Origin of the sequence: Rhizobium sp. WSM4643 (assembly GCF_025152745.1) — a bacterium.
Taxonomy (GTDB): Bacteria; Pseudomonadota; Alphaproteobacteria; order Rhizobiales; family Rhizobiaceae; genus Rhizobium; species Rhizobium leguminosarum_I.
In genome coordinates this window covers 3,627,698-3,641,843 of sequence record NZ_CP104040.1, presented here as the reverse complement: position 1 = coordinate 3,641,843, position 14,146 = coordinate 3,627,698, and the positions used below count along the sequence as shown (strand labels likewise).

The window sequence follows — 14,146 nt, the reverse complement described above, 5'->3', positions numbered from 1 at the left end:
TTTAACCCTGAGTATGATTCTGATTTTATTTAACTTTTCTCGGTATACCCCTGGCATCGGCATCAACGGCACGCGAATTTCCATGGCCCCCTTGCAGAAGACCGAGCAGATCGAAGCATTAAACGACGACTTCCGGTCATTGTTTGCAACGCATCCGTCGCCGATGTGGGTCTATGATCCGACATCGCTGCGCTTTCTCATCGTCAACGAGGCGGCGGCGGCACTTTACGGCTACGGTGCGGACGAATACCGGCGCATGACGGTTCTGGATATTCGCCCTGAGCATGAGCGGGAACGGATGATCGACGCTGTCAGCGGTCGAACCGACATGGAAAAGGCGGAGCGCTGGGTTCACCTCAAGGCGAGTGGCGAGACCTTCGAAGTGCTGACCTATGGCCGAGAAGTGCGCTTCGAGGGCAGGGCCGCAATCCTGGCGATCGTGCAGGACCGCAGCGAGGTCAACGCCGCCAAACGCCAGATCAGCGATACACGCTCGCTTCTCGACAGCATCGTCGACAACCTACCGGTCGGCGTCTTCGTCAAGGACATGGAAGCCGACGGGCTTTACATTCTCTTCAATGAGGCCTGCGGCGACATCGTCGGCATGCGGGCGGAGCACGTGGTCGGCCGAACCGACCGGGCGCTGTTTCCTCCCAGTCAGACAGACGCCTTCCGCGAGCAGGATCGCCGGGCCTTCGAAGCCAATACGGCGATCAGCTTCGAGGAGACCATGCTGCGCGCCGACGGTGCGCCGCGCCTCCTGCGCACCGTCAAGCGCGCCCTGCCGACGCCCGAGGGCCATTCGCCGCGTTATCTGCTCGGTATCTCGCAAGACGTGACGGAGGAGCGCGCCGTTGAGGCAAAGCTTGCCCATCTCGCTATGCATGATCCGCTCACCGGCCTGCCGAACCGGGCGGCATTTTCCATGCGTATCAACCAGCGGGCGGTCGAAGCGGCCGCCGACAGCCCGATTGCGCTGCTTTATATCGACGTCGATCACTTCAAGCATATCAACGACAGCAAGGGACACGCCGCCGGCGACGCGCTGCTTTGCCAGGTGTCGGAGCGGCTGCGTCAACTGGCGGAGGAGGGTGATCTTGTCGCCCGTCTTGGCGGCGACGAATTCGCCGTCGTGCTGGAGCTCGACGAGCCGGAGCGGGCAGTGCGTTTTGCGCAGCGGCTGCTCAAGGCGCTGAGCCGTGCCTTCGATCTCGACGGCGTCCGGGAGCACGTCACCTGCAGTATCGGCATCGCCTTGGCGCCCGATCATGCCGGCGACGCGGATGTGCTGATGCGGCACGCGGATCTTGCGCTCTATGCCGCCAAGGAGAGCGGACGCTCGACCTATCGTTTCTACGAGACGGAAATGCGGCTTGCCGCCGAGCGCCGGCACGTGATGACCGCCGAGCTGTGGGAAGCGCTGGAGAAGCGCCAGTTCGAACTGCACTACCAGCCGATCGTGCGGCTCGACAATGACGGCATCGGCGGCTTCGAGGCGCTGATCCGCTGGCGCCACCCCAAGCGCGGGCTGGTGGCGCCGATGGAATTCATTCCGCTTGCCGAGGAGACCGGCCTCATCGTGCCGATCGGCGACTGGGTGATCGGGGAAGCCTGCCGCGCGGCTGCCGGTTGGCCCGTTCATCTGAGGATCGCCGTCAATCTCTCCGTCAGCCAGTTTCGGCATGCGAGCCTGCTTTCGACCGTGGTGGCGGCGCTCGACGAGACGGGCCTCAATGCCGACCGGCTTGAAATCGAGATCACCGAGTCCGTATTCCTGACCGATGCCGACCAAAGCCTGCCGCTGCTGCGGGCATTGAAGGCGCTCGGCGTCCGCATCGCCATCGACGATTTCGGCACCGGCTATTCGTCGCTGAGCTATCTGAGGTCCTTCCCCTTCGACAAGATCAAGCTAGACCGCAGCTTCGTTTCGGGTATCGAGACGGATGCGGGCAATCTCGCCATCGTGCGCGCCGTCGCCGGCATCGGCTCCGGCTTCAATGCGACGACCCTGGCCGAAGGGATCGAGACGGAGGAGCAGTTGCAGAAGCTGCGCGCCGAAGGTTTCAGTGAGGTGCAGGGCTATCTGCTCGGCCGGCCGATGCCGCAGCACGAGGCGGAGGCGCTGATCCACGGCGGCGGTCTCAAGGCCGCTTCGTCACGCAGATAGAAGCGCTTGCTCTGTAGCGGGGATCAGCCGTCCGGCGCATGCCCCCTGGCGCTATCAAGCATTCGTCATTTTGAGAAAGGCGGCAGAAGCGGCATAATTGTCGTGGGCTGGAAAGGAGGATGTCTATGAAACGCTATTCATTCTCGATGATCGGACTGGCGCTCGTGACCGCCATTATCGCCAATCCGGGCATCGCATTCGCCTGCAACAAGCTGATCGGCACTTGAGCCGCACCCCCGCTTCCAAGGCGCGGCTTCGGCTGCGCCTTTCTTTGTACGGGAATGCGAAACGCTCAGGCGCCGAACGCCGCCCCTTGCGTCCAGGGACAATCCTTTCTATATCGGTGCCTCATCGAGAGACGGCGGCCGATCCCGCCGGAGATCAGCAATCCGCCGCAATTGCAGCGCAATGGCGGATCGTGACCCAAGCAGAATGGCACCATCGTTGAACACACTGGATTTTGACAAGAAGCCGGAAGAGACCCGTGTCGTCGTTGCCATGTCGGGCGGCGTCGATTCATCCGTCGTCGCCGGCCTTCTCAAACAGCAGGGTTACGATGTGCTCGGCATTACGCTGCAGCTTTACGATCATGGCGCCGCCGTTCACCGCGCCGGTTCCTGCTGCGCCGGCCAGGATATCGACGATGCGCGCCGCGTCTGTGAAACGCTCGGCATCCCGCATTATGTGCTCGATTACGAAAAGCGCTTCCGCGAGACGGTGATCAATCCCTTCGCCGAGAGCTATGTGGCGGGCGAAACGCCGATCCCTTGCGTTTCCTGCAACCAGACCGTCAAATTCGCCGATCTGCTGGCGACCGCCAAGGAGCTTGGCGCTGATGCGCTGGCGACCGGTCACTATATCCGCTCGGGACTGAACCCTTCGCCGGACAATCCCGGCCGCCGCGCGCTTTTCCGCCCGGCCGATGCCGACCGCGACCAAAGCTATTTCCTCTTCGCCACGACGCAGGAGCAGATCGATTATCTCCGCTTTCCCCTGGGCGGCCTGCCGAAGGCCGAGACCCGCAGGCTTGCTGAAGAGATGGGCCTCGTCGTTGCCAAGAAGGCCGACAGCCAGGACATCTGTTTCGTGCCGCAGGGCAAATATTCCGACGTCATCACCAAGCTGAAGCCGAATGCGGCGCTTGCCGGCGATATCGTCCATCTCGATGGCCGCGTGCTCGGAACCCATGAGGGTATCCTGCATTTCACGATCGGCCAGCGCCGCGGCATCGGCATCGCTACCGGCGAACCGCTCTACGTCGTCTTTCTCGACGCCCGTTCGCGCCGGGTCATCGTCGGACCGAAGGAGGCGCTGGAAACGCACCGCGTCTACCTGCGCGACATCAACTGGCTGGGCGATGAGACACTTCAGGAAGCCGCGTCCGGCAAGGGCTTTGCCTGTTACGCCAAGGTCCGCTCGACACGGGCGCCGGCGCCCGCCGTGCTGCATGTCGATGCAACAGGCACCTATGTCGACCTGACGGTCGGCGAGGCGGGCATCGCACCCGGCCAGGCCTGCGCGCTTTATTCGGCCCCCGGCGACAACGCCCGCGTCTTCGGCGGCGGTTTCATCGAACGCTCCGAGCGCGAACCTTCGGCGGAAGCCTGCCTGAAGGCGCTTTTGGCCAGCCCCGTCGCCGCCTGAAACCCATCGGAAACGGGAGGCGGCAAAGCCCACCGTTTTTCTCGATCATGCGCTTGACACAAAGCCGAAGCGCACCTTATAAGCCGCTCATCCCACGAACCGGCATCGCTTCGCGAGCGGGTATCGTTGACCAGTGGCGGAGTAGCTCAGTAGGTCAGAGCAGAGGAATCATAATCCTTGTGTCGGGGGTTCAAATCCCTCCTCCGCTACCAGTCAAGCCGAAGTAAAAGCAATATCTTATCGGCTGATTGCTGCCCTTTGGTGGCTGGTTTTATGTCGCGCAACCTACGACAAATTGCCATTGATTTTCAATGGTCGCAAGCTCGTGACGGCTACTCTGCGCGACACGAGTGCGACATGCGATGAAGCACTACGCTTTCGATTTCCGCCAGCCGGTCGCCCAAGCTTCAAGTTCCGAGCAGAACCACCGCTCGCCATACTGGGGGCTGATCCTCGTCTGTGCGTAGCATTTCTGCTCCGGCACGTGGAAGATGCGCTCGCCCGTGTCGATGGAGATGTTGCCCTTGATCCTGCACGACAGTTCGGAGCCGCCAGAAGAGCTCAATGAGGCAAGCAAGTCGCTCGCGGTCCAGCCGCCGGCCGCACCAAACGCGAGAGCCCCAATGAGCAAACCCGGTGCCCTGAACAGCACCGATTTCTTCTGCGGATTGCGATAACCCGGACGCACGCCCCCATCTCCGCCATGTCACGCGAAAGATCGTAACCGCGTTGGCGCACGGCGAACCAAGCGGCCGGCCCCTCGTCCGCGATCAGCGCCTCTATTGATTCACGGACCTCGGCAGGCATCGATGGAGCGGCGAGCGCGTAGGAAGACAGTCGGCTGTAAATCCCGAACGATTCGGTTTTTGTCCTCGTCACCATAGCGCTCGGCAACGCGCATCGATGTCGCTGGTGGACCTTAAAACTATACAACCATAGACAGAAAAATCGACAATTAAATCCTAGGGTAGTTTTCAATTCATTGGTCTGATAATTTTCGTTGGTCCGCCTTACTCAATCCAACAAGGCGCAACAGTGGAGATCGTGATGACCGATAACTCTAAGACTCCTCCCGCCAAGAAGACAATCCAAGACCCACCCGAATACGCGGCTGGTCGCATGGGCACCGGCAACATAACTCGTGATTGGTTGGGCGGGCCGCAAAACGGAGCCGAAGCGCCTGGCTCCAAGGAGAGTGGTCCGACAGGCTCGGGGAAAGTGCAGGGCGAAGGGGCAAGAAACCCCCAAACCGGCGAACAAATTGCAAGAAACCCCCAAACGGGACAGTAGCAGCCGATACTGCTGCGACTTCGCTGTGCCCCACGCGGCGTCGGCGGATGACAGGGCTTCATAAAAGTCCTTACGGGTTAGCCCGACATCGGCGGCGGTTGGCGGGCGTTCCCTCTCGGAACGCCCGTTGGCGCCGTCCTTTGCCCGGCGACTTCGCCCCGCTCTTGCGCCGCGTCATATTCATCGGCGAGCTGCCGTTTGACGTTGGGAAATATAGGGCCATTGATGTATTCAAGGCATCGATCCCTTGTTTACCAGCTTGGGAAACATTCAAAGGCATCGACGCTGGAATGTTTGCAACGCTGGCAAACTTAAAGCCGGGCGGTTGTCGCTGAGATCGCCGAGACCGAGCCGGATGCTAGCAAAAGCCGGCGGCGGTCCCTGAAGAGGAATTTGCGGCGGGAGGCGAATGCCCCTGAGATTCGCATGACAACGGCGGATGAAAGCGCACCAGACGGCGCTGCATGTCCGTCGGGTGATGCGGGGGTCTCCCAGGTGTTTTTCGGTGCTTTATCAATGGACGGGAAATATACGTATGTGAGTTGGCAGCTGCCATCGAAGATGTGAATGGCTGATCATCTTACCCGAAGCGAAGGTTGCGCCCCGAGGTTGAAATCATATGTCAGTTCCTCTTTGATGTCAGGGGCGATCATTGCTCTGTAGCCCGGAGACTGCGATGGATATGACCATCCCCAGCGGACGCCTTTTTGGCCTGTCCTTCCTAATGCTCTGGGTGTTGCTGGTGATCCTGATCTTTAGCGCCGTGCGTCGGGCGTTGAGTGCAGAGCCAAAGGACGATGATCGGTCCCGCGTGCAGGATCGTTCACGTGGACGCATGGCCGGGTATCTCCTCGAAAACGACAGGCGGAATAGGGCCATGGCCCAGGCTGTCGAGGCCAAGGCCAAGTCCTATTTCGCGCGCCGCATCGGCAAAATCCATCTCGCAGTGCTGGCCATCTTCATCGTGACAACCTTGTTTCTGGCGATCTGGAATCTCTATGAGGCCAAGATCCAACGGACATCTCAAATCAAAGTCACATCGCCGTTGCAGTCTGATTTGGTGGCAGCCGCTATATTCCGCGAAATGTGACCCCCGCCGGATTTCGTCAGCGTCAAAAAAATCTCCGGATGAGATAGCGAGCGGGCTGCCAGCCTTTGGCGGGTTCAATCGCCCTCTCCAAAAGAAGGTGCCCTTCCGCAAATTTGGTCAGCTTTCGAGCCGTTGCGGACCACAGGTCAATTGCTCATAGTTCGCCAGCAAGTGCCACCATAGTTCCGGGGCTAAGAATTCACCAAAAGTTTTCCCTTCCACGCTTGAGTAATCAGCGTAGAATTCTGTGCTCTGGGGCGGAATGTTCGGGAGGCGTCGATGACTTTCCCACCTTCAACAGCGTCCATGGTGCCCTTCGCAGTTGTCTTGGTTGGCCTTTGCGCGGCGAGGGGACCAAACCCGTTGCGCCCTGAGCTGCAGCATTTCCGCCAACGCTGAGGACAGGCCTATTTGTAGAGCGTCAGAAGCAATAGAGGCATCTTTGTCGCCCAAAGGTGAGATGCGACAGCGATAATAATAGCCCATACGGCAAGCGAGAACATGACCGCCGCTAACCTGATCCCGACTGGCTGCATCATTTCCTCCATCCCAGCATAACGGTGCCTCCTCGCACGATCCTATGCTAGCAAGACGCAGGCCCGTCAGCTATCGCAAGATTTTGGTATCAGATAGCTACAGCAGCGCGCGCTTGGCGAAGGTGCAAAGATTCCGGCGATACGATGCCCTTTCCCCCTTCGTCAAACGATGAAATGAAAATTGTCGTATTGCGCGCCGTAATAATCCGGGCCGCTCGTTTCGGTGATGACGGGCTCGGTGTCGAGGATGAGATAGTCGATTTCGCCGTAGGCGCTAAGATCGATCACTTGCGGGTCATGAATGCTGTCGGCGGTGACGTTGACCGTGACCAAGAAGACGGTATCGCCGTTTAGACGACCTTCGATCGTCAGAACGTTGTCATAGTCCGATGTGCCGTTTGCGACACTGAATTGCTCGATCTGAAAGTGACCGCCATCGGCGGCTTGGATGGGTGTCCAGAACACGCCTCCTCCCAGATAGTGGTTGCCATCCGCTTCCTCCCGCACAGTCGCGTCGTCACCATCGTGCCAGGCGCCCCAATCGAAGCCTTTGTAGCCCGTCGGGAAGTCGTGGTTGCCGACATCCTCGAAATTCACGAAGATGTTGCCGTGTTCCGGCAAGTCGACCGCGATATTGAGCAGGCCGAAGTCGGTGGCGCCTTTGCCATCTGAGACCTTGAAATTGAACTGGTCGACGAGTTGGTCTCCCGGGCCGAGCGCTGATACCACCGGGTTGGTATGATCGAGCTCGTATGTGTAATTGCCGTTGGAATAGACGGTCAGAGTGCCATATCTTCCCTCGACTGTGGTGGTCGTGGCAGGCCCGTTCGGATCGGCCGGTTGCGGAATTCGCTGTCCATTGACGAAGTTGAGACGCACCTGGTCTCCGTCGGCATCCGTGGAACTGGTATTGTCCAGAATGTTGCCGTCGATCGGGTTGTCGACGTTGAAAATAGGCTGGTATACGTCACCTGCGACCGGCTTGTGGTTTGCCATTTCTACCTCCCGTGTGATTTTCTGTTCGACTATGCAACCCTATCGGGTATCTGGCAACCGAAATAGATGGAGCGTCAGAGCAATTCCGCCCGTCAGCGCCACAAATTCCGGTCGATTACAGCTCAACTATTCAAGTAAAGGGAGCGGCATAAACTCGATCCTCTTTATGAACGAGGATTTACGCCTTGTCTTACGTTGATGCCGCTTGATCGATCATGGTGTTTCTCGCCCTTTCAGGCGATCCGTCAATTCGGCCAGCGGAAAACTTTCAGGCAGGATAATCATGACGGGTCAATCATGACGTCGTCATGACGATATACTGCATGGATTGCTCGGCGGGTTCAGCGCAATCTTGAAGGCGAAAGGGGGCAATCAGCAGAGCCGGAGCTTTTGCCGATCATTCCCATCAATGCAGGCCGCCGACCCCGAGCAGGCTCTCGACAGCCTGGTGATCCCTGGCGAGATTTTCCGGCGTTCCGGTCCATGCCAGTCTGCCGCGTTCGAGGATGACGACCTGATCGGCGAAATCGAGCGCGCTCTGGATGCGCTGCTCGACCAGCAGGATGGTCATGTCTCCCGCCTTGGCAAGGTCGGCGAAGGCCGCCATCAGTTCCTCGCAGATAACGGGCGCAAGGCCCTCCAGCGGTTCGTCAAGCAGCAGGACGGCGGGACGGCCGAGAATGGTGCGGGCCGTGGAGAGCATCTGCTGCTCGCCGCCGGAAAGCTGGCTGCCGAGGTTGCGGCGGCGCTCCTTCAGGCGCGGGAACATCGCATAGGCTTCCTCCAGCGCCGTTTTCGGCCGCGCCTTCAAGCCGACGAAAAGGTTTTCTTCGACTGTCAGCGTCGGGAAGACACAGCGCGCCTGCGGCACATATCCGAGGCCTTTGTGCGCGCGTGTAGCACTCGGTGCCGTCGTGACATCCAAATCGCCGAGACGGATGCTGCCCTCGTATCGCCTTGTCTGCCCTGCTAGCGTTGCCAAGAGCGTGGTCTTGCCCATGCCGTTGCGGCCGAGCACGGCAAGCCGGGCACCTGCCGGCACGGAGAAGGAAATGCCTTCGAGCACTCTCGTCGGCCCATATCCGGCCGACAGGTTGTCGACCTCAAGCGACAGGGCTGGCATTGGCATAGCTCCCGAGATAGGCCTCGCGCACGCGCGCATCCTTGGTGACGTCTTCCGGCAGGCCATCGAAGATGATCGCGCCTGAAGCAAGCACGATGACGCGTCTGGCAAAACGGAAGACGAGATCCATGTCGTGTTCGATCATCAGCACGGCGAGATCGGCGGGCAGATCGGCCAGCGCCTGCTCGATGCGGCCGGTATCGCTTTGCGGCACGCCGGCTGCGGGTTCGTCGAGCAGCAGCACTTTCGGCTTCAATGCCAGCGCCACGGCGATCTCGAGAAGCCGCTGCTGGCCATAGGCGATTTCGCTGACCTTGCGATGCATCAGGAAAGCCAGCCCGAGTTTTCCAAGGAGATCATCGACCTCGGCCATGACATCGGGCATACGCAGGAAATTGCCGAACATGTGCCCGGACTTTCCATCGCGTTGAAGGACGGCAAGTCCCAGATGTTCGGCCGGGGTCATGTCCTGGAAGAGCCGCGTCACCTGAAAGGAGCGGACAAGACCGCGTCTGACCCTGCCGATCGCATCGAGCTTCGTCACCAGCTCGCCACCCAGGCGAACCTCGCCGGAATCGGGAGAGAGATTACCGGTCACGAGGTTGACGAAGGTGGTCTTGCCGGCGCCATTCGGGCCGATCAGCGCGATGCGATCGCCAGGTGACATTGTCAGCGAGACATTATTGGTGACGGCAAGGCCGCCGAAGGCTTTCTTGAGATTGGCGACTTCGAAGACCGGGCTCATGAGCGTTGCTCCCTGCGGCGGCTAACGAAGGCTGCGGCCGTCCCGTAGAGACCTTTGGGCGCAAAGAGCACAACGGCGATCAGCAGCGCGCCGACCATGGTCAGCCAATGGAAGGGATTGGCGGCGGAGACATAGTCCTCGAAGAGCATGAAGATGACAGTACCGGAAAGTGCCCCGAAGAGAGAACCGGTGCCGCCGAGCACCAGCATGACAAGCGCTTCGGCCGACTGCGTGAAAGACAGGCTGTCGAGGCCGACGACCTGTGTCGAGATCGCATTCAAGGCGCCGCCGACACCGGCAACGGCACCTGATACCGCGTACATCCTGATCAGAGCTGCCTTCGGTGAAGCGCCCATGGCGCGGATGCGTAGCGGATCGTGCTTGATGGCGCGACAGAGCATGCCGAAGGGCGAGCGAACCAGGACCCTCAGCAGCACGAAGACGATCAGCAGCAGCGCCATTCCGAAGAAGAAGGCGGTGTGACCGTAGAGATCGAATTCGAAGAGGCCGAAGACCGGGTCCGGCGCGATGCCGGAAAGTCCATCGCTGCCGCCTGTCCAGGACGAGGCCTTGTTGGCGAATTCATGGAAGAGGTTGATCAGTGCAATCGACAGCACCAGTTGCGGCAGCCCATGCGCACGCAGGATGATGGCCCCGCAGAGCAGCCCGGCAACCGCGCCGCCGGCGACGCCGGCCAGCATCATCAGCAGCGGATCATTGATGCCGTAATGCGCCGACAGGATCCCGGCGGCATAGGCGCCGGAGCCGAAAAGTGCTGCATGGCCAAGCGTTGCGACGCCGCAATAACCGGTCACGAGATCGAGCGACAGGACGAGCAGCGCGATCGTGATAATCCGGCTCAGAAGGGCGAGATTATCGGGGAAGGTGAAATAGCCGATGGCGGCAATGGCTACGATGACCGCTATTCCGATAAGATCGCGGGTGATGAACCCGCGACGATGCTGGAGAGGCCCGGTTTCGTCATTCATGACAAGCGCCATCCTATTTCACCCTTCCGGCAAGGCCGCGGGGGAAGACGCAGATGATGGCGATCACGGCCAGATAGAAGAAGAACTCGCCGAATTCCGGCATCAGATACCGTCCTGTCGTATCGATCGCGCCCAGCAGCAGGCAGGCGATCAGGGCGCCCGGAATGGAACCCGCGCCGCCGACGGAAACGACGACCAGGAAGGTGACCATGTAGCGCAGTGCGTAATAGGGTTCGACGGGCAGGAGTTCGGCGCCGACCACGCCGCCGAAGGCGGCAAGCCCGACGGCAACGGCAAAGCTTACCGCATAGATGACCTCGGTGCGCACGCCGAGTGCCGCAGCCATCGCCGCATCATCGACGGAGGCACGCAGCTTGACGCCGAAGGTCGTCCTGTCGATCGTAAACCAGAGGGCGAGCGCCACGGCGAGGCCGCAGAGGATGACGAAAAGCCGGTGAACGGGAATGGTGCGAAAGCCGAGATCGGCCGATCCTTGCAGCGCAGCGGGCAGCGGTATGGTCTTCAGCGTCGGTCCCATGACATAATTGGCGATGCCGATGACGCAGAAGGTGATGCCGATCGTCATCAGCACCTGGGTCAATTCCGGCGCGCCATAGATCCGGCGGTAGAGAAAACGTTCGATCGGAATGGCGACGATGATCGTGATGACAACGGCAGCAATGACCGCCGCAGCATAACCGAGGCCGAGGTCGCGGGCGACATAGGAGGCGATGTAGCCGCCGATCATCGCGAAGGCGCCATGGGCGAGGTTGACGACACGCATCAGCCCCATGGTCACCGAAAGGCCGATCGATATCACGAAGAGCACCATGCCATAGGCAAAGGCGTCGACGGCTATGCTGAAGACTGTCTGCATTGACATCCCTTGCTTCGATGCGGCGGGCTCGGCCTGATCGCAGGCCAAGCCCGTCACCGGTCTTGATGCTCGATGTTACTTGACGGCTGCAAGGCCCGGATCGCCCTGCTTCTCGAAGATCTGAATCTCCTTGTTGATGTAGGTCCCGTCACCGGCCTTGACGACTTCGCGCAGATAGATGTTCTGCGTGATGTGGCGGCTTTCCGGATCGATCGAAACCGGGCCGCGCGGGCTTTTCCAGGCAAGGCCCTTGACCGCATCGACGGCCTTCTCAGCATCCTGTTTGCCGCCTGTCGCCTCGATCATCTTGTAGATGACATACATGCCGTCATAGGCGCTGACTGAGGGGAAGGAGAGTTCGGCCTTGTTGCCGATTGCTTTGGTCGCCGCCTCGACGAAAGCCTTGTTCTCGGGAGAATCGTGTGACACGGCGTAGTGGAAGGTCGTCTGGATGCCGAGTGCCGCATCGCCGAGCGCCGGCAGATCGGATTCCTGCGTCAGATCGCCCGGCGCGAAGAACTTGATGCCGGCAGCCTTCAGGCCATTGTCATTATAAGCCTTGACGAAGCCGAGCGTCGTCGGGCCTGACGGCAGGAAGGCGAACACGCCCTCAGCGCCGGAATCCTTGATGCGCTGCATGATCGGGCTGAAGTCGTTGGTCGCAAGCGGCATGCGGATCGCCTCGACGATCTGGCCGCCGGCCTTTTCGAAGCCGGTCTTGAAGGCGTTCTCGGCGTCGATGCCGGGGCCGTAATCGCTGACGACCGAAATCACCTTCTTGACGCCGGCGTCGAAGGCGACCTTGGCGATCGGCGTCGATGTCTGCCAGGTGGTAAACGAGGTGCGGACGACGAGCGGGCTTTTGGTCACGATCGCCGAGGTGGCGGCGTTCATGATAACCATCGGCACATTGCCCTGCTTCAGGATCGGCGTCACCGCCATGGCATCGGGCGTGAAGTAGAAGCCTGTGAGATACTGGACCTTTTCCTTGACGATCAGTTCCTGCGCCAGCGCCTTGGATTGGGCGGGATCGGCCTGCGGCACGTCGCGATAGACGATTTCCACCGTATCGCTGCCGACCTTGTTGCCGTTGACCGCCATATAGGCGTCGATGCCGGCCTTGAAGTTCTTGCCTTGGAGCGCGAACGGACCGGAGAACGGACCGATGACCCCGACTTTGATGGTGTCGGCATAGGCGCTCGTGCCCACGACGACTGCCGCAATGGCGGCCAGAAATAGCTTCTTCATTCTCTCTCTCCCTTTTTTGGCGCACTCCAGCGCCGTATTCGTTAGCTGCGAGAAATTTAGCGCCAACCTGTCATGCGAAATGGTGATGTAAAATGAAATAAGTGCCGTAATCCATAACTGTACAATTATGATTGTGGCTCGAAGAGCGGAACTATCGGCGGCCCGTTCTACGGTCGAATTTTGGTCCATGGCCCACCTCAGACACTTCTATCAGAATGGCAGTCCCACATAATTCTCCGCAAGCACCGTCGAGGCGGCGCGGGAATGGGTGAGATAGTCGAGCTCCGCCTCCTGGATCTTCTGGTCAAAATCCCCGGTATCCGGAAAGCGATGCATCATCGTCGTCATCCACCAGGAAAACCGCACGGCTTTCCACACGCGGGCGAGCGCCTTCTGCGAGTAAGCGTTGATGCCACTATTCGAGCCTTCGCGGTAATGCTCGATCAGCCCGGAGAAAAGATAATGAACGTCGCTGGCTGCAAGGTTCAGTCCCTTGGCGCCGGTCGGAGGGACGATATGGGCGGCGTCGCCGACCAGGAAAAGCCGGTCGAAACGCATCGGCTCGGCAACGAAGGAGCGTAGCGGCGCGATCGATTTCTCGAAGGACGGCGCGGTCGCCAAAGCCTCTGCGTGATGCACCGGCAGACGCCGTCTCAGTTCGTCCCAGAAGCGATCGTCGCTCCAGTCCTCGATCTTCTCGTCGAGCGCGCATTGAATGTAGTAGCGGCTGCGGGTGGCCGAGCGCATCGAACAGAGCGCAAAGCCCCTTGGATGGTTGGCGTAGATCAACTCATGGCTGACAGGCGCCACGTCGGCAAGGACCCCCAGCCAGCCAAAGGGATAGACCTTCTCGAAACTCCTGATCGCACGTTCAGGGATGGCCTTGCGGCTGGCGCCGTGAAAGCCGTCGCAGCCGGCGATGAAGTCACAATCGATGCGCTTGGCAACACCGTCTTTCACATAGGTGACGAAGGGTGAATGGCCGTCGAAGTCATGCGGCGCGACGTCGACGGCATCATAAATCGACAGGGAGCCGCTTTCTTCGCGCCGCTCCATGAGATCGCGCGTCACTTCGGTCTGTCCATAAACCGTGACGCGCCTGCCGCCGGTCAGTTCGTGCAGGTCGATGCGATGGTCGCGGCCGTCGAAGGCCAGCGAGAAACCGTCATGCAGCAGTCCTTCGGCATGCAGCCTCGCTGCTGATTTGGCCTGATCCAGCAGCCCGACGGTGCCTTCCTCCAGAACGCCGGCGCGAACCCGGCCGAGGATGTAATCCTTGTTCACACGATCGAGAATGACATTGTCAATGCCGGCTTCGGTCAGAAGCTGGCCGAGCAGCAGGCCGGATGGTCCCGAACCGATGATGGCGACCTGAGTTCGCAAATGCTTCCTCCCTGCATTTTTGCGTTTTGCCAGATTCTGTCGTGTTGTCTCTGTCGCA

General features: G+C 60.1%; 11 protein-coding genes and 1 tRNA gene. 4 read left to right on the top strand and 8 right to left on the bottom strand.

Annotated features, from left to right (window positions below; translation table 11 throughout):
* Positions 1-13 precede the first annotated feature (13 nt).
* The 3 genes from N1937_RS18120 (at position 14) to N1937_RS18110 (ending at position 4,023) form a co-directional block, all read left to right on the top strand.
* A complete protein-coding gene (locus N1937_RS18120; RefSeq protein WP_260056674.1) occupies positions 14-2,167 on the top strand; it encodes a putative bifunctional diguanylate cyclase/phosphodiesterase in 2,154 nt (717 codons plus the stop codon).
* A 444-nt stretch (positions 2,168-2,611) separates the two neighbouring features.
* Positions 2,612-3,811 carry a tRNA 2-thiouridine(34) synthase MnmA gene (gene mnmA / locus N1937_RS18115; protein ID WP_222294046.1) on the top strand — a complete coding sequence of 400 codons (1,200 nt, stop codon included), beginning with the start codon at positions 2,612-2,614 and terminating at the stop codon, positions 3,809-3,811.
* A gap of 135 nt (positions 3,812-3,946) precedes the next feature.
* A tRNA-Met gene (locus N1937_RS18110) sits at positions 3,947-4,023 on the top strand.
* A 158-nt stretch (positions 4,024-4,181) separates the two neighbouring features.
* Here N1937_RS18110 and N1937_RS18105 read toward each other — a convergent pair.
* Positions 4,182-4,499, bottom strand: a complete 318-nt coding sequence (locus N1937_RS18105; RefSeq protein WP_222294044.1) for a sunset domain-containing protein — start codon at positions 4,497-4,499, stop codon at positions 4,182-4,184.
* Between the two features lie 1,278 nt (positions 4,500-5,777).
* Between N1937_RS18105 and N1937_RS18100 the strand changes: the two genes are divergently transcribed.
* Positions 5,778-6,191, top strand: coding sequence for a hypothetical protein (locus N1937_RS18100; RefSeq protein ID WP_222294043.1), 414 nt, complete (start codon positions 5,778-5,780; stop codon positions 6,189-6,191).
* Between the two features lie 698 nt (positions 6,192-6,889).
* On the opposite strand, the gene N1937_RS18095 is transcribed toward N1937_RS18100, so the two are convergent.
* The 7 genes from N1937_RS18095 to pobA all read right to left on the bottom strand — a co-directional run bounded on the left by N1937_RS18095 (position 6,890) and on the right by pobA (position 14,088).
* The gene (locus tag N1937_RS18095) at positions 6,890-7,723 is read right to left on the bottom strand and encodes a VCBS domain-containing protein (RefSeq protein WP_260056673.1); all 834 of its coding nucleotides are present in this window, start codon (positions 7,721-7,723) and stop codon (positions 6,890-6,892) included.
* 406 nt (positions 7,724-8,129) lie between these two features.
* A complete protein-coding gene (locus tag N1937_RS18090) occupies positions 8,130-8,846 on the bottom strand; it encodes an ABC transporter ATP-binding protein (protein ID WP_260056672.1) in 717 nt (238 codons plus the stop codon).
* Complete coding sequence (locus N1937_RS18085) at positions 8,827-9,591, bottom strand: ABC transporter ATP-binding protein (RefSeq protein WP_260056671.1); 765 nt, start codon at positions 9,589-9,591, stop codon at positions 8,827-8,829. Before N1937_RS18085 ends, N1937_RS18090 begins: the two co-directional genes overlap by 20 nt.
* On the bottom strand, positions 9,588-10,592 hold the full coding sequence (locus tag N1937_RS18080) for a branched-chain amino acid ABC transporter permease (protein ID WP_260056670.1): 1,005 nt from the start codon (positions 10,590-10,592) through the stop codon (positions 9,588-9,590). The genes N1937_RS18085 and N1937_RS18080 overlap by 4 nt, the downstream gene beginning before the upstream one ends.
* 1 nt (position 10,593) lies before the next feature.
* Positions 10,594-11,457, bottom strand: a complete 864-nt coding sequence (locus N1937_RS18075) for a branched-chain amino acid ABC transporter permease (protein WP_026154560.1) — start codon at positions 11,455-11,457, stop codon at positions 10,594-10,596.
* Positions 11,458-11,532: 75 nt separating this feature from the next.
* Complete coding sequence (locus N1937_RS18070; RefSeq protein WP_260056669.1) at positions 11,533-12,705, bottom strand: ABC transporter substrate-binding protein; 1,173 nt, start codon at positions 12,703-12,705, stop codon at positions 11,533-11,535.
* A 210-nt stretch (positions 12,706-12,915) separates the two neighbouring features.
* Positions 12,916-14,088 carry a 4-hydroxybenzoate 3-monooxygenase gene (pobA, locus tag N1937_RS18065; RefSeq protein ID WP_260056668.1) on the bottom strand — a complete coding sequence of 391 codons (1,173 nt, stop codon included), beginning with the start codon at positions 14,086-14,088 and terminating at the stop codon, positions 12,916-12,918.
* Between the last annotated feature and the right edge of the window lie 58 nt (positions 14,089-14,146).